Here is a 17,829-nt window from a genome sequence, read left to right as displayed (position 1 = left end):
CTTATAAATGCGTAACAGACTCGCAAAAGCGCGATCGATACGGGTATTTTTATATCTTGCCTTTCTTTTTTGTTACAACATAATGTTGAGGGCGCGAAGAATCTCGCGCCGAAGCGCATATTTGCCAGGGACGGCACGTGATCGTGGCCCACTCGGTGGGATCGACGTCCGGCATAATTTGATGGCCTGTTTCCGGACGGTAACGGGGCTTTTAATGCGCGAAATGTTCAAAAGGTTCTCAACCGGCAGCGCTGCGGCGACACCGGATTTTTGGAGTAATGCAGATGTTGGGGACATAAGTACTGCTGCCCGATCGCTTTACGGACAACATGCGACAACGGCGGCTGCCTGGTGCGCACTATGCGCGCGCTACGACGGCCGCTCAGGTGATTTCACCTTTTGGGTACGCGTTTTCAAACTTCTGGGCGCTGATGAGATCGAGGAAGCTTGGAAATGAACGTGACCGCTATGGATATTTCGTGCTGGATAACCTGCAGAAGTTCGCGAGCAGGTCCCCGGGCGAGATCCGTCACGACAAAGTTCGGCAGCACTTGGGTGATCTCCTGCTTGAAGGTGCTTCATCCGAGACGACCGAGCCGGTTGATGCCGCCTATTTCGATAGCCTGCGAGCCTGTGCCTCGCGGCAACGCTCCAGGTGACCGCAAAGTCTATCGTTCGATGGACTTCAAATTTCCCGGCCGCGGTTGGCGGTGCGCTGGCGCCGTTCTGACATGATCTTCTCGCTGCTCTCGATGCGGACGGTCTGCTGGAGGACGTTCAGCCTTTCCCGCATCGCCTCGAAGGCGCTGCGCTGTACTTGTGGCACACGATTGATGAGATCCTTTTCGTCGCGAACGATGGCACTACGTCCAAAGCGCTCGTCAAGCGCCCGGCTGACGGTGTCGAACTCCTGGCGAATCGTCGGATCGAGAGAAACGGCCGATGCATTCCGCTTGCGGCCGCTGTTCTTCGCTTCAGCAGTTAGCCGCATGAGCGCTTCTTCCGCCCGCTTCGACAGGCCGGGAATTGCAACCGCCATGCGCCGTCGCTCTTCGGCGACGGCCTGACGTTCGGCATCGAGCACATTGACGTAGGCCGAACCGAGTGACCGCAAGCGAGCGGCAGCTTCAGATACGGCCTGCACAGCGTCTTTGCGTTCCCGGCCGGAAGCCAGCATCCGGTCCATCAGGCGATCGGAGCCGCGCAATGCACCGTATGCGGCAGGATCGTTGGTCACCGCGCCGGCGATACGCTCGCCAGCAAAGCCTTTCACAAGCAGTTCCTCGATCTTGTCGACAGCGCCTGTCGGATCGCGCCAGATCGTGCTTGCCACGGTCGCCAGCGCGGCCCGCTGCTGGCGATACAGCGGCGTGGCGAGAGTGCGCGATCTCGCCTCCTCGTCGATCGGGGTCTTGAACTCGGTGACAGCTGCAAGCATGGGGACATTCTCCTTCTGCGGATCGACACTGGCGCCGGCAACAATCTTCGAACGATCCCGCCGCTCGGCGAGATGCTGCTCCTCGGCAAAACGCTTCACGGCCTCGAACAGCCGGACCAACTTCTCGCGTCTGAGACTTGTGAGGTCTTCCGGCATACGCTCGACCATGTTGCGTTCGGCAACCGTATCGGCATTGGAGGTGAAGGCGCTCCAGCCGAAGCGGGCGGTGAGCGCCTCGCTGACAGCCTTGACCTCCTGCACGAGCGAGCGGTCTTCGGCGGCAAGCGCAAAGGCGGTCTTGTAGGCGTCGTCACCACCCTGCCTGCGCACAGCCTCAATCTCCGTAAGACGCGCCATCGCCGTCTTCGAGAGCGCCGGGATCGGCAATGACATATGGGCGCGGCGCTGTTGCTCACGCAAATTGAAGCGTTCGCCATTCCGGCGGAACCCCGTCGCATGGGCGCGGACGAGCGGTATCAATTCCAGCAATGCCGCGGTCGCGACGCTACGCTCGTCGCGTGCCGCACGACCGTCGACGATGAGATCGGAACCACGCAGGCGGCCGAGCCGATCCGGTGCCGCGGCAAGATCGTCAGTAAGCCTGCGCGGTTCCGTACTTGCATCCGATGCCAGGGCGTTCAGGGCTGACAACGACGCCTCCGGCTCACGATAAATCTTCTCAAGCAGCAGCCGCAGAATTGCGTCCCGTTCCTTCCAGGCAGGAGACGAAAGCTGTGCTTGCCGCGCATCTTCCTCCACGCTCCTGGCGAACACTGTGGTGGGCGGGATCAGATACCGGCCGCGGCCAGCGCCTGCATCCGAGACGGTTTGGGCTTCGGAGCGCTCCTCATTGTAGGAAACACGCCGTTCCCGCTCGATCGCGAAGCCGAGCGCCATGCCCGCCCGCTCCCAAAGCTTTGCCAGCTGTTCGCGCTTCTCGGCAATCCACGCCCACCGCCGGGAAACCTCCTCTTCCATGCCCGCAGCAGCTTGAGAAAGAGTGTCGAGCCCGCGACGCCGGGCGAAGTCGTCAGCATGGGCCTGGTAGCCGGCCTCGCTCTCGAAATCGAGTGTCGTCGTCTTGGCGCCGGAGCGCGAGAGGCGCTCTACTAGCTGCTTGAACAGTTCTGGCCGATGGCTCTCCCGCTCGATGCGCTCCAGGCGGGCTTCGGCGGTTTCGATGCGTTTCGCGGTCCAGACATTGCGGTCAACTTCTCTCTCCTCGAAACGCTTCTGCCCGGTTTGCTCATCGACGATCGGAACCTGAACCTCGACCCGCTCCACACCATCCTTGCGGAGGGTCACCGTGTCGCCCCGGGAGACACCACCCTCCTCGAGCGCCTTCGGCAGGCTCACGCCCCAAAGCCGATGGACGGCTCCGTCATCCGTCTTCACATCGGCATAGGGACTGTCGTCGGCATCCTCATCATTCGGCCGGAATTTGGCTTGTCCGGTTTCGACAAGCTCGCCGGTCACGCCGGCGGTATGATCGACACGCGACTTCCTCCCCCATTCCGGCCTCGCTTCAAAATCTTCCTTCGCGGCATAGAGATCGGCGCGGTTGCGATGCCGGGTCATCGACACATAGGTCAAATGCTGGTCCATCATGCCGGTGGCGAGCACGAAGGTTCGCTCGACGGTGGCACCTTGTGATTTGTGTATGGTCGCGGCGTAGCCATGATCGACATTGCGGTAGCTGTCTTCACTGACGACGACGTCGCGGCCATTGTCGAGACGGACCGAAAGCAGTGTGTCGCCACGTCCGTCGCCGGTGGAAACGACCGTCCCGAGCATGCCGTTCTTCACATATTGCGGGCCGAGACGGGGAGCACGAGGCTCGAGGAAACGGGCATTCTCCAGGAAGATGATGCGGTCGCCGGCAGCGAATTCTCGCGCACCACGTTCGGTCCGGAAAGCGCGGCTCTCACCCAGCGCGCCCACGTCCGACATCACCGATCGCAGCGCTTCGTTCAGACGCTTCACGTCTTGATTGGTGTGAGCGAGCACAAGCAGCTCATCGCCGCGAAGACGGCCGCCATGGCCTTCGAGGACTGACGTCTCGATTGCCAGTTTGCGCGCTTCGCTCCAATCGGCGACGATCCGATCGATGATTTCGTCGCGCGTCTCTGCCTCGACAAGGTGGCCCTGCTGCGCATAGGCATCAAGACCTTTCCCAATCTCGCCACGCGCAAAAAGCCGCGACGCCTCGCGCGCCCACGGCTCGCGCTGGCGGCGCACGCCGGCGAGTTCGGCAAAACCGATGCGCGCGGTGATCGCCCGGAAGGCCGCACCCGCCTGGATCGGTTGGAGCTGCATCGCGTCGCCGACCAGCACGACTTTCGCCCCTGCTTCTTCAGCAATCTTCAACACGCGGGCCATCTGCTGCGACGACACCATGCCGGCCTCGTCGATGACAAGCACATCGCCGCGGTGAAGCGTCTCGTGTCCATTGGCCCAGATGAGTTCCCAGGCGGCGAGTGTTCGCGACCTGATGCCGGAACTGTCTTCCAGCCCCTCAGCGGCCTTGCCGGCAAGGGCACCACCTATCACCCGGCGGCCATCGTGTTCCCAGGCAACGCGTGCTGCGGCAAGCAGGGTCGACTTGCCGGCGCCGGCAAGGCCGACCACGGCCGCGATGCCGCTGTCACCGGTAACATGACGGACTGCGGCGACCTGTTCTGCATCGAGCTTGAAAGGCTTTTCCAGATCCTGGGTCTCGACGTGTCTGATCGCCGCCGCAACCACCCGATCGGAAACGGCGAAACCGCGACGTTCCGATAAAACCTGCGCCGACCGCGCCATGTCATATTCAATGCGCAGGATCTCGCGCGTGGTGAAGACGGCGGGTTCCGCCACCTTTCCCGTTTCGGCATCGACCTGCTGCGGCTTCAAGAGGACCAGATCGTCCGACGCCATCAGCCGCGCCCGGATATTGGCGAAGTCTAAGGGATCGTCGACGGTGCGATGCAGCGCCTTGGCAATATCTCGCTCATCGAAGGTGGAGCGTTCATTGGCGAGCCGCTTCAGCAGAAGCGTAGGATCGGCGAGCAGCCGGTCGGCCATCTCCTGCCGTCGGGCGAGATCGGCTGGCGCGAAATACATCTCGGCACCCCTGCGGGAGAGTGCTGCCTTCTCTGGACCGAGATGTCTTTGCGCCATGCCATCCAGGCCCCGCTCGGCATAGGAGCGGCCGTCGAGTCGGATCTCGTGGCCGGCAAGCGCTAGATGTCGGTTCGCCGTCTCCGCCCAGGCGACCTTCCATGCCTTCATGGTTTCCTTGTCGCCGGCCCAGAGCTTGTAGACGATCCTGCCCTTTGGGCGGTCCGGCGTGACGACCCGCAGCGGCTTGCCGTCCTCGCCGGTCACCGCAACCTTCTTCGGTCCGAAGCCCTCCTGCGTCATCGGCCTGAGCGTCGTCATCAGATGGATGTGCGGATTGCCGTCCTTGTCGTGATAGACCCAGTCCGCAACCATGTCTTTGGACGTGAAATTGTCCCGGATGAACTCGCGCACCAGCGCGATGTTCTCTGTACGTGTCAGTTCCTCCGGCAAGGCGATGATCAGCTCGCGCGCCAGCTGCGCGTCCGCCCGTTTCTCGAAAGCCTCGACCGCATTCCACAGCACTTCACTGGCGCCGGCAACGGAACGCCCCTCGATCGCCGTCCGCAGCCAGGTCGGCATCTGATCCGGTAGGGTCAGTTCCTCATGAACCAGTTCGGAGGCCCCGCCGCGATAGCTAAAGGACGTGCCGGCCTGTTCGTCCATCATCCGGGCGCGGTGGCGATAGGCCGCGGCCGAGACGATGCTGCGTCCCGCTCCCCGGCTGATCACCTGCGCTCTGACGAACATGATCGCCACTGCCGTCTCCTGATCTTCTGAGCACGTCGCCACAGCGACGTATATTGCGCCCTCAAACCGATCGGACCGGAGGTCCGATGCCGCTTTTCCGGAAGACGGCCATCGGCCGAAATTCCGTCTGCGACGTTTTCGGGCTGGCGCAAAATAGCCTATTTAACTATTTTATTCTAGTCAGTATAATCAATCTGCAAAGGAAAACTTCAGGAAGGGAAGATTCAGCATGGCGGTAAAATCATCGATTTCCGATCTCGATGCGCAGATGGAGAAGCTCCGAGAACGCAGACGAGTTTTGATAGTTAAATCGGCGGAGCGGTTCGCCCGTGCGGCGACAAAGTCGGGGCTCGCGGAAATGGAAATCGCCGACGAAGAGGTCGAGCGGATCTTCGAGGAGATCGCCGCGCGATTTCGCGAAGAGGAGAAGAAGGGGGCTGGCGGGCCATCTCCTCAAACACGTCGACCAGCAACTGGTGGCGCTGGAGCGGCGCCGGAGGGTTCACATGATGGCTGACCGGAAGAAGGAAGCGCGCGAGAAATTCCTGCTCGGCGGCATCGTCGTCAAGGCCGGCCTGGCAAAGGCCGACCGGGCGTTTCTGCTCGGCGGCTTCATCGAATTGGCGAGGGTTATAGCGGGATCGGCAGAACATCGGCGGCTGCGTGATATCGGCGAAGAGGCGTTCAAATCTGCTTCGTCGGATATGCTGTCCTCGCGTATTGGGGAGACGACGGAATGGCCCTGAGAGGAAGATTGCATCCGAGCCTGTTGTTCGTCTTCGTTCCGATCGCGGTGACCGTGATCACCGCATACATCGTCGGTTGGCGATGGCCAGCGCTGGCCCACGGCCTGTCAGGCAAGATGGAATACTGGTTTCTGCGTGCCGCACCCATGCCGACGCTTTTGTTGGGGCCGCTTGCGGGATTATTGACCGTTTGGGCGCTCCCCTTGCACCGGAGAAGACCGGTGGCAATGGCGAGCCTTACATGCTTTCTGGCTGCGGCGAGTTTCTTCGCTCTGCGCGAATTTGGCCGGCTCGCGCCATTCGTGGAGAGCCGCGCCATCTCGTGGGATCAGGCACTTTCTTATCTGGATTCAATTGCCGTGATCGGCGCGCTGATGGGCTTCATGACGGTGGCGGTCGCTGCCCGTATCTCCGTCGTCGTGCCTGAGACGGTCAAACGAGCGAAAGGTGGGGCCTTCGGCGATGCCGATTGGCTTTCAATGTCGGCGGCGGCAAAGCTCTTTCCCCCCGACGGCGAGATCGTCGTCGGCGAGCGTTATCGCGTCGACAAGGAAATCGTTCATGAGCTGCCTTTTGATCCGAAGGATCGCAGCACATGGGGACAAGGTGGCAAAGCGCCGCTGCTCACCTACAGCCAGGACTTCGATTCCACCCATATGCTCTTCTTCGCCGGATCGGGCGGATACAAAACGACCAGCAACGTCCTGCCGACAGCGCTGCGGTATACCGGCCCGCTGATCTGCCTCGATCCCTCCACAGAGGTCGCGCCGATGGTGGTCGAACATCGCACCCGCGTTCTCAGGCGCGAGGTCAAGGTGCTCGATCCCACAAATCCGATCGTGGGCTTCAACGTCCTCGACGGCATCGAGCACTCGAAGCGAAAGGAGGAGGATATCGTCGGCATCGCCCACATGCTTCTCTCCGAAAGCCTGCGCTTTGAATCCTCGACGAGCTCCTACTTTCAGAACCAAGCGCACAATCTCCTGACCGGTCTGCTCGCCCATGTCATGCTGTCGCCGGAATATGCCGGCCGGCGGAATCTGCGCAGCCTGCGCCAGATCGTGTCCGAACCGGAACCCTCGGTGCTCGCCATGCTGCGTGACATTCAGGAACATTCGCAATCCGTCTTCATCCGCGAAACGCTCGGCGTCTTCACCAACATGACCGAGCAGACCTTCTCAGGCGTCTATTCGACGGCGTCTAAGGATACGCAATGGCTCTCGCTGGACAGTTACGCTACGCTGGTCTGCGGCAACGCCTTCAAATCGAGTGATATCGTCACCGGTGGAAAGGACGTGTTCCTCAATATCCCAGCGTCGATCCTGCGCTCCTATCCCGGCATCGGGCGCGTCATCATCGGCTCGCTGATCAACGCCATGGTCCAGGCCGATGGCGGCTTCAGCCGCCGAGCGCTCTTCATGCTCGATGAGGTCGATCTGCTCGGCTATATGCGCGTATTGGAGGAGGCGCGCGATCGTGGTCGCAAGTACGGCGTCAGCATGATGTTGCTCTACCAATCGGTGGGGCAACTGGAGCAGCACTTCGGCAAGGATGGCGCGACTTCATGGATTGATGGCTGCGCTTTCGCCTCCTATGCCGCGATCAAGGCGCTCGATACCGCGCGCAATGTTTCCGCGCAATGCGGGGAAATGACCGTTGAGGTCCAGGGGCGGTCGCGCAATATCGGCTGGGACACGAAAGGGGGCGGCGCGCGCAAATCCGAGAGCGTCAATTTCCAGCGCCGGCCGCTGATCATGCCGCACGAGATCACCCAATCGATGCGCAAGGACGAGCAGATCATCATCGTCCAGGGCCATAGCCCGATCCGCTGCGGCCGGGCGATCTATTTCCGTCGGAAGGATATGGACAAGCAAGCGAAGACCAATCGCTTCGTGCGGAGTTGATGATCCCAAGCGTCCGGGAGCGCCGCCCGAGTTGCCTTGGACGAACGTCTGCGATAAGCGCCTTTTGCACGCCGCTCCCGCACGAGAGGCGCCGAAGCACTTCTGAGGAACCGAGACGAGCATGGCCGCTGACAACGACGAATACATCTATGATGAAGTGACAGGCGAATGGCGTCCGGCTTCAGAGGTGGCAGCATCCGCCGGCAGCAATGACGCGGTCGTTCGGGACGCAAGCGGCAATGTTCTTGCCGATGGTGACTCCGTCACCGTCATCAAGGATTTGAAGGTCAAGGGAGCCGGCCAGACGCTGAAACAGGGCACCGTCATCAGATCGATCCGCCTCACCGATAATCCCGAGGAGATCGATTGCCGTCATGACGGAATCAAGGGTCTCGTTCTGCGCACCGAGTTCGTGCGCAAACGCTAATCCAAGTTCTCAGGACCTGCTCAGCGGAATCGGCTGACTTCCGTGGCCGACTTGCGGCGACTGATGAACTCATGCAGCAACGGCAGGAAGAAAGCCTTGCTGAAGCGGCCGGTTGGCGGCTCAGGCTCAAGATAGAACGAGTTTCCGACGATATCGGTATTGAACTCATCGAAGATGATCCAAAGCCTGCGATCGGCATCGAGACCCGCGCGGCGCTTTTCGATAGCCGGCACCTCCACGGCAAACCGCGACGCCTCCGGCTGCTTGGTGGTGATGGGAAAGAAGAGAACCAGATCACCGTCGGGTCGCGGCATTCTGACGCCGACGGCGACCGGCCGCTCCTTGCGACCTCTCCACGCCCAGCCTCTCTCGCCCATAGGTAGGGATAACGTATGACGCTTGCGGTCTGGATCAGCTCGTAGTTCATGACCGGCCGGCCTCGTCCTCGCCGGCGTAGGTTTCGACGGCGTTTTCGAACTCGGCAAACAATTCATCGGATATCGTTTCGATGGTCCCGGCGGTGCGCCGGTCCGACTGCTTCGTCAGCCGCTGGTAGTCTTCGATATTGAGCAGGACTAGTCGGGGTTTATTCCGCTGGGTGATGGTCACTGGATGGCGCAGGGCCTCGGCAATGATGTCGCCAGATTTACGTGAGAGATCGCTGGTTGAATAGGAACCGCTTGACTTAGACATGTGGATTTCCCTGTTGCTGTATTTGTTGTAATATACAACATCTCCAACAATGCTGCAATTTTCTCAGTGGCGTTGCGCGAATTGTTACTCAGTTCGCAACGCCGAGGCCAGCGTAGTTGAGAGGCGGCCGGCCGCAGCCGCCTCTCTGCATCTGAAGTGCCTTTACCACGAGGGGTGAATGGCGCGCACCGCATGAACGGGGATACCCGTTGCCGAGGTGATATCCTTAGTAATCGATGCCAGTGGACCGAATTCTTCGTCGTTCAACCCCACCAATGTCGGAAACCGGACCTCGACCCCACTGTCATCCGCCGTCAAGGCGTTGATCCAGCCACCGCCGTTGATGCGGTATTCGTGGGTGCCGGGATCGATTTCGAGATCGTCGAGCAGATTGATGGCGTAGCGCCCGAAAATCTCGTTCTCACCCTCCAGCCGATATTCGGCGAATTCATCCTCTCCGGTGAGAACAAGTCGTTCCAATGCCATCATCACCTGGACCCGGGCGATTGCCGCGTCGAGCCCTTCAACTAGGCGATCGTGAAGCTCTCGCGAGAAATCGCTGTCGCAGCCGAAGCGGTTTGCGAGGACAACAAGCCGAAAGCCGGCAAGCTTGGTGTAGAGCATGAGGTTCTGATCGCTTGTCATAATGTGATCTCCTTCATCTTGATGACGGAGATCGGCCACTCCTTGGCAAAGAGGGGTCAAGGACCGCGGAACGCGGCTTGCAAGCGGGGGAACCGATTTTGTCGCTTGCGGCAAAATTGGGGGAGACCGCGCCGTCCTTGACGCCGGATTTGCTGGAGTAAAATTGGACGTCAGAGAGAGAAGAGACCCGCGGCCCCGAAGGGGCGCGACTGTTTCCGGCGGCAGCCGGCGGGAGTGTCGAGGGAACCCCTGATAGGCAGCCAGGCCGGTCGATCCGGCCTGGTTGCCTCGTGTACAATGAGGAAAGAGCTGCCTCACGGCAGCTCCTCCCCGGCCAGATTTGCAAGTTCGGCGCGCGCGGTTTCCAGCTCCGCCTCGATGCGACGACGCTCCTCCGCGGTCGGCGCTTCTCGGGATTCAAGGCGCAGTTCCTCGATGGTGCATTCGATGTTGAAGGCGTTTTCGTTCGTCATCGTCATCTCCTTGTTGACGTGAAAGATGATGCCGGCGGTCGTGAGGACCGTGCCGGGTCAAGGTTCGCGTCAGCGACCGGCGGAGCCGGCGCGCGGAGGTGCCGATTTTGTCGGAGCGGAGTGCAACGCAGCGGAGGCAATATTGGAGGGGCCGCGCGACCTTGAGGCGGCACGGTCCTCATGGCAGACTTGGCGATCTGAGCAGCCAATCCACGTTTCGTTTGGCACCAGAAAACAGGCGGCGGGCAAAGCCGGCCGCCTCAGGTGCCGACACCGCGGAAGTCGGCCCCGATCCCTCGGGGCCGACTGCTGGTCGTTCAGTTCGGGTTGTTCCAGAGGATAACCTTGCGGTTCGGCTCACCGCCGGGGGCTTGTGCGAGGTTGCCGAAGATCACTCCGATTTCTGGAGCCTCCAGCTTAACGGAGAGGTATTCCTCGCCGGTCAGGCGGGCGATCCGGTTCCAGCCTGCGCCGATCTCGAAGCCGGTCTTGCGGTGGATGATGCGGTAGTCGGGCGCTTCCTCGCTCGACTTGCTGGCGTTCGGGACGATGGCGATCGGGGCATTGACCCGGATGGTGGCGAAGATGCCTTCGAAGCTGCCGTCGGTCTTCTGCGTCAGGGTTGCGATCGTGGTGGCCATGGTATTGTCTCCTTCGGTTGCTCGGGACCATTCCCGATGGCGCCCGAAGAAGGGGCCGAGCCGCAGGCGTCACCGGAGCGCCAGCGCAGGGGAACCCCTTGCGGGTTGACGCTGATGGCGGCCGGTCCCTTAGAAAGGCGACATGGAGAACGGAAATGGTCTCGTGCGACCGAAGGGCGGGACAAACCATCATGGCAGCCCGATCCGGCGCTGCGCGAGAGGGCCAAGCTCTCGGAATGCCTCGCCGCCATTCTGCGCACCCCCCCGCGCGCCTTTTACCACCGCAAGCGAGATTCGCCCGCCAGCTGCTCTCATCATACGTTGTCGCCCGGCGGGACCGAGCGTGATCGCATCCGCGCCTGCAGGTCGTGCGGCAATGCCGAATGGAGTTGTTCACTCCGAGATCGAATACGTGATCCTTGGCCACACACTCGGCAGCGCCGTTGACGGATCCGACAGTATTCCGCCGGACACCCAACCCTCGGCGCCTAGGCCGCCTCGACCGATCGGGACCGGCTTCATCGAGGATTCTTTGCAGTGCCCATGACGCGCCAACACATCACAAAACGGAATCCATCGGCCGCAAAGGATTCAAAACTCTCGTTGGACAGGGCCGGTCCCCGCAGAAATGATTCCCGACATGAGCCGAATGTCGTTCCACCTGCATTTCCAGCGAATTGATGCCAGCCGGAATATGGCGCGCTATTACATGCTTGGGATCCAGCTGACCTTGTTTGGCGAAACCGCGGTCGTGCGTAGCTGGGGACGGATCGGCAGGCGTGGCGGTGAGAGGACCGACGTATTCGGAACCGAACAGGAAGCCGTGGTGCATTTTCTCGATCTTGCACGCCGGAAGCATCGGAAGGGCTATAGACCGACCGAAGCTACGATGCCGGCGGAGAAGACATGATCGTTCGCCAGAACAGCTTGGTCATCGCCGCGCAAGGGATCGTCACGCGTTCAGGCGCGAAGACTGCACCGCAGGCTTCGTGGAGCCGGCGCATCGGCGAAATAGAGCCCGGTCCGGCGAATACGCCGGATGCACCCTCGATCCTTGAATCGACCGCGACACATGACGTATGGTGAGCGATAGATCATGCGAGAGGAAGATCATGGCCGTCAACGCACCTTCCTTAGCAGCAAGCGGCTATAAACTGCAAAAAATCGAAGCATTGCTCGGCGGCTCGGGCATCCTAGCGCGTCGCCTGACCGATGTGCTCGACGCCCACGAACTGCTCTTGTGCGGCCTGCCTGCTTCCGCGCTGGATCAGCTTGTCGGCAGGCTCGTGGTCATCGGCAAGAGCGAGTTCCTCGAAAAGACGGTGGGTATGAGCCTGCGAACCTGGCAGCAGCGGAAGGACAACCCTTCCAAGCCGCTCAGCCGTGAACAGAGCGGCCGCTTGTGGAAATTCGCCAAGATCCTCGTAAGGGCAACGGATATCTTCGGATCGCAGGCAGAAGCCGAACGATGGCTGACACGTCCGGTGGTCGGACTAAACCAGCACCGCCCGATCGACCTTCTCGGGACGCCCGCTGGCGTAGAGCTTGTCGTAGATCATCTCGATCGCCTCGAACACAGTGTCTGTGCATGACATTTCTGCGACGCTCGGGGGACCGAGCTGGTCGCATGGCGACGCATGGGACCAGGCGCTGCAGATCGAGTATCTGTCTAGAGGGCCCCTATCCATGCTCTGATGTCGGTCATCGACCGCAGGAGGATGGATTGGTTGTCGAGCGACGGAATGAAGCCCCAGCTCTGCCAAAAGCGCTCCGCCTCTTCATCGACGGCACGAACGACAATCGCTCGCCCGCCAACCAGATCGGCGCCGGCGACGCAGCGGCGAAAGGCATCCTTGACGAGGGCCGTGCCGATACCTCGACCGACATGGCGGCGATCGACTGCCAGCTGACCAATGAGTAGACACGGGATCGGATCGGGTGGACGGCCCGTTCGGATCTTTCGGGTCACGACATTTGGCGCGATGACCGTCGGGGCAAGTCCATAATAGCCGACGACCACGTCGTTGTCATGGATGACGAACACCCTCGTAAAACCGTGCTGGTGGTTCGATCGGGCAAAGGTCGCAAGCCAGGCGTCGAGCGCAGGCTTGCCACAGCTGAACGACTCCAGGCGATGACGCTCCGCAAGCGGTTCGATCTGCGACAGGCCCAAAGCTCAATGTTCCCAGGGCGATTGACGCTGCAGGCGCTCGGCCACCTTGGCGGGCGCAGCGGCCGACGGCGCTTCGATCGCCGCAACAAAAGCTTCGAAGGCATCAGCGGAAACGCGAATGACACTCTCGTTGAGGATAGCCGTCTGCGCTTCCTGCACCGCAGCGCGGCGCATGAACTCGGTCCGGGATAGCCCGGTCAGCGCCGCTCCCCGATCGATGATCGCGAGATCATCATCGCGGAAGCGCATGGAAACGGGCGTTTCCTTTCGAGCACTGGTAGCGGCCATGTTTGGTTCCTTACTGGATGAAGCTGAATGTAATGCAGAACGCATTACATTGCAAGGATCGTCAGGCACGAAGGACATGGCGCTCAGGCGCCATCCTCCGCGGCCTGCCAGACCGGGATGCCGAGACGACGTGCCTTGTCGGCGAGATTGCCTGTGATGCCGGAGCCGGGAAAGACGATGACGCCGGTCGGCATGACCGAGAGCATCTCATCATTGCGGCGAAAGGGAGCGGCCTTGGCGTGCTTTATCCAGTTCGGCTTGAAGGTGATCTGCGTCACCTTGCGAGCCTCTGCCCAGCAGGCGGCGATACGCTCGGCGCCTTTCGGCGCGCCACCGTGGAGCAGGATCATATCGGGATGCTTCAGGTGTGCCTGGTCGAGCTTCGCCCAGATGCGTTGGTGATCGTTGTAGTCCATGCCGCCGGAGAAAGCGATCTTGGTCCCGGTCGGGATCAGCACCTCGGTCTCGACACGGCGGCGGGCGGAAAGGAAGTCTCTGGAGTCGATCATTGCCGCCGTCATGTTGGCATGGCTGACTTTGGAGCCGGTGCGGGGCCGCCAGGCCGAACCGGTCTTCGCCTCGAAGAGGTCGGCTGCGTAGTCGCGCATGAACTCGAAGGCGTTGCGGCGCTCGAGAAACGTGATGCCTTCGGCGATCAGGCGCTCGAGCTCGACGCTCTTGACCTCCGAGCCGTCCTGCTCCCGCTGTCCGGAACGTTGCGCATCCTCGTTTCGCTGAAGTTCGCGCTGGATGCGCTCGCCGGCCCGGTGGAAGAGGTTGACCGTCGACCAGAGCAGATCTTCGAGATCGGGTTCCAACCGCGTGTCGCCGAGCATCTCGAACAGGGCGTCGAAGATCGCGGTCAGCGCCGACTGAACGACCGGCTCTTCCGGGAGCGGCCGCGGATCGGGCTCGTCCTGAAAAGGGCGGTGGCCGTAGATCTGCATTTCGTAGATGAAACGGTCGGTCGGGGAAGAAACGTGGTGGGGCTCGAAGCGGTCGTCGATGGGAAGGGGCAAGTTCATGATGGTCTCCGTCGGTTGTGGCCGCGCCTCTCGCGGCCTGACGGCGAACCCTGTTCACGCGGAGACGGGCCGGAACCGCGGCGCGACGTGCCGCGGCCCAGCGTAGCGCCGGGCGGGGACGAGAAGGTTTCTTGACCCGCGAGGAGCGCCGGCAAAGCCGGCGCGGGGAAGAAACCTGAGTGACCCGCTGAAGGCCAGGCCGCCGCGTGGTAAGGGTCGCCTCTCGGCAGGCCCGCGGGCGCGCGCCCACCCGAAGGAAGTGCCCATGGAAAGGCCTTCCCAACTGCGTCGCCCCTACCGCCGCCGGCCTTTTCGGCCCATCTCATGCCGGCAGAAAGACCATCGCATCCTCCGGAACGAGCTGCGCCCGCAAGTTCGCCGTCAGCCGGTCCGGGCCGAGCCAGCGCAGATCCTCGTTGAAGTCGCCGAGTTCAGGGGCGAGCACGAGTGGCAGGATGCCGAGCGCCTGCGCGCGGCGGCTCAACCCTTCGATCCCGTACCGGCCAGCGGCATCGGCATCGCCGGCGATATACAGGCGCAGGCACCCCGCCGGCGGCAAGAAGGCCGCGAGGTGGTTGGCGGTGAGCGCGGCGACCATCGGCATCGCGGGCATCACATGGGATAGCGACAGGATCGATTCCAGGCCTTCGCCTGCGACCATGACAGGCACGAGCTGATGGGGCGGAAAGCCAAAGCGCACGGCATTGCCGAGAAGACCGCCGAGCGCGCGGCGGGCATCCTCGACCTTCGCCTTGCCGTCTCCGTCGGGATCGAGCCATGTGCGATGCACGCCGGTGATCTGCCCGAAGCGATCGGTCACAGCGGCGACGAGCGCCGGGTAACTGGTCGTCAGGCCGGTCACGAAATCCCGATAGTAGCAGGACGGGTGGAAGCGCAGGGCGGGATGGAGAGACGCCCGCAGGATAGCGCGCTGGCGCAGATAGCTGTCGCCCAGCGTTCCCATGAGCGGCTGTGTCATGCGAAACAGCCGCCTTGCACGTTCCGCCGCCGGTCTATCGATCGGCGGGTGGTCGGAGGCCTCGCCCCTACGGGACGAAACCGGTTCGGGTTGGGGAAGGCTGAGGAAATGGCGAGCCTCGTCGGCGACATCGCAGAAGTCGACCAGCCCGGAGGTTTCCCGCACGAGATCGAGAAGGTCGCCATACTGGCCGGTCGCCGCATCCGTCCAATGTCCGGCACGAGAACCGGAGAGACGTACGTAAAGCGACCGGCCTTTGCTGTTGGCAACATCACCAACGATCCAGTAATTGCCGGCCCGACGGCCGGCGGAGAGATAGTGACGGCAGACCGCCTCGGCATTGCGCGCAAGACGGTCCGCCAGTTCGGAAGCGGATAACATGGCCAACCTCCGTCATGACCGGCTGGCGACAGCGATAAGGCGATGGCGCTGCATCAGCCGGGCGAGGATCGGAGGCTCATCCGCAGGGTCGCTGGCGCAAAAGATATTTGCTGTGATGCCACTGCCGTCGATCGAGATTGATGGTCGCTGCCTGAGAAGCTGCACCACCACTTTGGCTGCGTTGAAAATGCGACCAGTGCGGCTGGCGCGATCGGATGACAAGGGAGCAGAAGCAGACTCATCGGCGGTCGGAGAAGTGATTACATTCATAGGAACCCTGTTGAGAGCGAGGGATGGACCGACTTGCCTGGCACTCTCCAAGCCCCGGCAAGCCAACCTTTCCCGGCTCGTCTCTTACCCTTCCGCTACGGCCGCGCGCCTGCGTCCTGCTGGTCCGCAGCGGAAAGTTCATGCGGTTGCCAACTTCCAGATTTCGGATCTATGACTTCCAATCAACAGCTTGTTGACTTCCAATTTAGAAATTCCCCTTCGGAGTCGTCCTTTATGACGGCACCGATGTCGTCCCCGTCGGCGACCGGTTTGCCGCAGCGCCTCTCTCCTGGCTTTGGCGATGACCCGTTTCCAATCGCTCGGACGTACAACCGATATACTGCCTATTTTAAGATAGTATAATTGGAAGAGTTCGTGCTACCTATTCGCAGGTGGTTTTAGTCAGCCGGTCCGGAGAGACCCTCATGGGGGCGATGTGCGACAGTTTTTGATTGGCGGACAGGTGTTCGATGGGGACGCTCCCGAGCTTCCGGTCCGGCTCGAACATGCTTACGCGCAGAAGCTGCGGCCACTTTGCCGATGCAAAGAGCCGCCGCTTCCCATGTACATTGCTCGCGTAGACGATCTTTATGTCATCAAGCGCATGCCGCTTTCGGGGCGGGACCATGACTCCGCATGTCCGTCCTACGAACCGCCCTACGAATTATCAGGGTTGGGATCCTTGATCGGCAACGCGATCCAGATCGACACGAGTGGAAAGGCTGCGCTGCAGCTGGATTTTCCCCTGACGAAGAAAGGCGCTCGTAGCGCGCCCGCTTCCTCCACGGACGCAACTGAGCCGGCGCTGCGCAATGAGACAAAGAGGCTCACGTTGCGCGCCGTCCTCCACTATCTCTGGGAAGCGGGAGAACTGACGGAATGGCGCTCGTCATGGGCCGGCAAACGCGGCTGGGGCCGGGTGCGGACGAGCCTCATAAACGCCGCCTCACAGATGACCGCGCGCGGCGAACCGTTGAGTGACATTCTATTCGTGCCGGAAGTTTTTTATCAGGAGGACCGCGAGGGAATAGCCTCGCGGCGGGCAGCAGCTTTGACCACTGCCCATGCCCCCGGCCCCGGCCCCGGGCCCAGGCCCCGGAAGCTGATGATGACTGTGGCGGAGGTGAAGGAGTTCACTCCGGCTCGCGGCGGTCAGAAAATCGTCGTTCGCCATCTCCCCTTCCCCTTCATGATTGAGGACGGGACATGGAAGCGGTTGAGCGCCAGATACGAGACGGAGCTCGAGCTCTGGCGGTCGAGTGAACACTACCATCTGATCATGATCGCCACCTTCGGAATATCGGCCGCGGGGATCGCGTCCATTGAGGAGATCGCCATGATGGTGGTCAACGAGAACTGGATCCCGTTCGAGAGCATCCATGAGCAACGTCTCCTGGAACGGCTTTCAAGGCTGAAGCGAAAGAGCGTGAAAGGCCTGCGCTTCAATCTTTCGCGAGAGCAACCGGTGGTCTCGGTCACCCTGCCGGAACAACGCCCGGCGCCCGTCGCGATGTTCATCGTCCCGACAGGTGCCGACGAAGACTACGAACTCGCCCTGAATGAGATGATTGCCGCGAGACGGGAGATGACGCCATGGATCTGGCGCGTCGCCGAAGGAGAAATGCCGCGCCTACCGTGACCGCCAGCAGCTCTGCATCGGTGCGCCTATGCTGGCGAAGCGTACGAAGAAGCCATCAGCATGGGCTCCGTCCATGCATATTGCCTTCATCTGATGCAGCTCATGGTTTTCCTCCCAGTGCCCTCGCGTCAGCCATTCCCCTCTGGAGGTTATTGACCTTCACACCGTAAAGGGCCCTGGTCTTCCAGTGGCCCGATTTTCTGTGTCAGCAACGAACTTCGAGTGAGGTTCTCGGCCGCCTGCATTGTCGCTTGACGG

17 protein-coding genes and 2 pseudogenes are annotated in these 17,829 nt (G+C 61.5%); 9 read left to right on the top strand and 10 right to left on the bottom strand.

The features are described from left to right. Nucleotides 1-685 precede the first annotated feature (685 nt). A complete protein-coding gene (traA, locus tag OIU37_RS23000) occupies nucleotides 686-5,296 on the bottom strand; it encodes a Ti-type conjugative transfer relaxase TraA (RefSeq protein WP_264258735.1) in 4,611 nt (1,536 codons plus the stop codon). Nucleotides 5,297-5,516: 220 nt separating this feature from the next. Here traA and OIU37_RS22995 point away from each other — a divergent pair, with 220 nt between their 5' ends. The 4 genes from OIU37_RS22995 to OIU37_RS22980 all read left to right on the top strand — a co-directional run bounded on the left by OIU37_RS22995 (nucleotide 5,517) and on the right by OIU37_RS22980 (nucleotide 8,364). After that, nucleotides 5,517-5,804: a TraC family protein gene (locus tag OIU37_RS22995; protein ID WP_264258734.1), complete on the top strand. Its 288-nt coding sequence runs from the start codon at nucleotides 5,517-5,519 to the stop codon at nucleotides 5,802-5,804. Continuing rightward, the gene (locus tag OIU37_RS22990) at nucleotides 5,794-6,033 is read left to right on the top strand and encodes a conjugal transfer protein TraD (RefSeq protein ID WP_264258733.1); all 240 of its coding nucleotides are present in this window, start codon (nucleotides 5,794-5,796) and stop codon (nucleotides 6,031-6,033) included. The genes OIU37_RS22995 and OIU37_RS22990 overlap by 11 nt, the downstream gene beginning before the upstream one ends. Next, entirely contained in the window at nucleotides 6,024-7,937 is a 1,914-nt protein-coding gene (traG, locus tag OIU37_RS22985; protein ID WP_264258732.1) for a Ti-type conjugative transfer system protein TraG, read from the top strand. The genes OIU37_RS22990 and traG overlap by 10 nt, the downstream gene beginning before the upstream one ends. 121 nt (nucleotides 7,938-8,058) lie before the next feature. Next, nucleotides 8,059-8,364, top strand: coding sequence for a zinc ribbon domain-containing protein YjdM (locus OIU37_RS22980; RefSeq protein WP_264258731.1), 306 nt, complete (start codon nucleotides 8,059-8,061; stop codon nucleotides 8,362-8,364). Between the two features lie 20 nt (nucleotides 8,365-8,384). Here the strand turns inward: OIU37_RS22980 and OIU37_RS22975 are convergent. From OIU37_RS22975 to OIU37_RS22955, 5 genes and pseudogenes are all read right to left on the bottom strand, one after another. Continuing rightward, nucleotides 8,385-8,791 (bottom strand): annotated as a pseudogene (locus tag OIU37_RS22975) (hypothetical protein). Beyond that, nucleotides 8,788-9,057, bottom strand: coding sequence for a type II toxin-antitoxin system prevent-host-death family antitoxin (locus OIU37_RS22970; protein ID WP_264258729.1), 270 nt, complete (start codon nucleotides 9,055-9,057; stop codon nucleotides 8,788-8,790). Before OIU37_RS22970 ends, OIU37_RS22975 begins: the two are co-directional and overlap by 4 nt. Nucleotides 9,058-9,219: 162 nt before the next feature. Next, complete coding sequence (locus tag OIU37_RS22965) at nucleotides 9,220-9,702, bottom strand: hypothetical protein (RefSeq protein WP_264258728.1); 483 nt, start codon at nucleotides 9,700-9,702, stop codon at nucleotides 9,220-9,222. 314 nt (nucleotides 9,703-10,016) lie between these two features. Continuing rightward, nucleotides 10,017-10,175: a hypothetical protein gene (locus OIU37_RS22960; RefSeq protein ID WP_264258727.1), complete on the bottom strand. Its 159-nt coding sequence runs from the start codon at nucleotides 10,173-10,175 to the stop codon at nucleotides 10,017-10,019. Nucleotides 10,176-10,492: 317 nt separating this feature from the next. Then, nucleotides 10,493-10,816 carry a DUF736 family protein gene (locus OIU37_RS22955; protein WP_171603639.1) on the bottom strand — a complete coding sequence of 108 codons (324 nt, stop codon included), beginning with the start codon at nucleotides 10,814-10,816 and terminating at the stop codon, nucleotides 10,493-10,495. Between the two features lie 628 nt (nucleotides 10,817-11,444). Here OIU37_RS22955 and OIU37_RS22950 point away from each other — a divergent pair. The 3 genes from OIU37_RS22950 to OIU37_RS22940 are packed head-to-tail and all read left to right on the top strand — an operon-like array spanning nucleotide 11,445 to nucleotide 12,408. Next, on the top strand, nucleotides 11,445-11,726 hold the full coding sequence (locus OIU37_RS22950) for a WGR domain-containing protein (protein WP_171603638.1): 282 nt from the start codon (nucleotides 11,445-11,447) through the stop codon (nucleotides 11,724-11,726). After that, nucleotides 11,723-11,902 (top strand): hypothetical protein, encoded by a 180-nt coding sequence (locus OIU37_RS22945; RefSeq protein WP_171603637.1) that lies wholly within the window; start codon nucleotides 11,723-11,725, stop codon nucleotides 11,900-11,902. Before OIU37_RS22950 ends, OIU37_RS22945 begins: the two co-directional genes overlap by 4 nt. A gap of 26 nt (nucleotides 11,903-11,928) precedes the next feature. After that, nucleotides 11,929-12,408, top strand: coding sequence for an antitoxin Xre/MbcA/ParS toxin-binding domain-containing protein (locus OIU37_RS22940; protein ID WP_264258726.1), 480 nt, complete (start codon nucleotides 11,929-11,931; stop codon nucleotides 12,406-12,408). Between the two features lie 77 nt (nucleotides 12,409-12,485). Here the strand turns inward: OIU37_RS22940 and OIU37_RS22935 are convergent, their stop codons facing one another. The 4 genes from OIU37_RS22935 to OIU37_RS22920 form a co-directional block, all read right to left on the bottom strand. After that, nucleotides 12,486-12,989: a GNAT family N-acetyltransferase gene (locus tag OIU37_RS22935; protein WP_171603635.1), complete on the bottom strand. Its 504-nt coding sequence runs from the start codon at nucleotides 12,987-12,989 to the stop codon at nucleotides 12,486-12,488. A 3-nt stretch (nucleotides 12,990-12,992) separates the two neighbouring features. Further along, a complete protein-coding gene (locus tag OIU37_RS22930) occupies nucleotides 12,993-13,277 on the bottom strand; it encodes a DUF1778 domain-containing protein (protein ID WP_171603634.1) in 285 nt (94 codons plus the stop codon). Between the two features lie 83 nt (nucleotides 13,278-13,360). Further along, entirely contained in the window at nucleotides 13,361-14,302 is a 942-nt protein-coding gene (locus OIU37_RS22925) for a DUF2493 domain-containing protein (protein WP_264258725.1), read from the bottom strand. Nucleotides 14,303-14,624: 322 nt separating this feature from the next. Then, nucleotides 14,625-15,662 carry a toprim domain-containing protein gene (locus OIU37_RS22920; protein WP_240603591.1) on the bottom strand — a complete coding sequence of 346 codons (1,038 nt, stop codon included), beginning with the start codon at nucleotides 15,660-15,662 and terminating at the stop codon, nucleotides 14,625-14,627. A gap of 479 nt (nucleotides 15,663-16,141) precedes the next feature. On the opposite strand from OIU37_RS22920, the pseudogene OIU37_RS22915 reads away from it, so the two are divergent. Together OIU37_RS22915 and OIU37_RS22910 are read left to right on the top strand one after the other, a co-directional pair. Then, nucleotides 16,142-16,237 (top strand): annotated as a pseudogene (locus OIU37_RS22915) (DUF4143 domain-containing protein); the annotation flags it as partial. Nucleotides 16,238-16,368: 131 nt separating this feature from the next. Continuing rightward, the gene (locus OIU37_RS22910) at nucleotides 16,369-17,571 is read left to right on the top strand and encodes a DUF1173 domain-containing protein (protein ID WP_264258724.1); all 1,203 of its coding nucleotides are present in this window, start codon (nucleotides 16,369-16,371) and stop codon (nucleotides 17,569-17,571) included. Nucleotides 17,572-17,829 lie beyond the last annotated feature (258 nt).

Origin of the sequence: Rhizobium sp. BT-226, from assembly GCF_025847085.2 — a bacterium.
GTDB lineage: Bacteria > Pseudomonadota > Alphaproteobacteria > Rhizobiales > Rhizobiaceae > Rhizobium > Rhizobium sophorae.
This window is presented reverse-complemented; position numbering and strand designations above follow the sequence as displayed.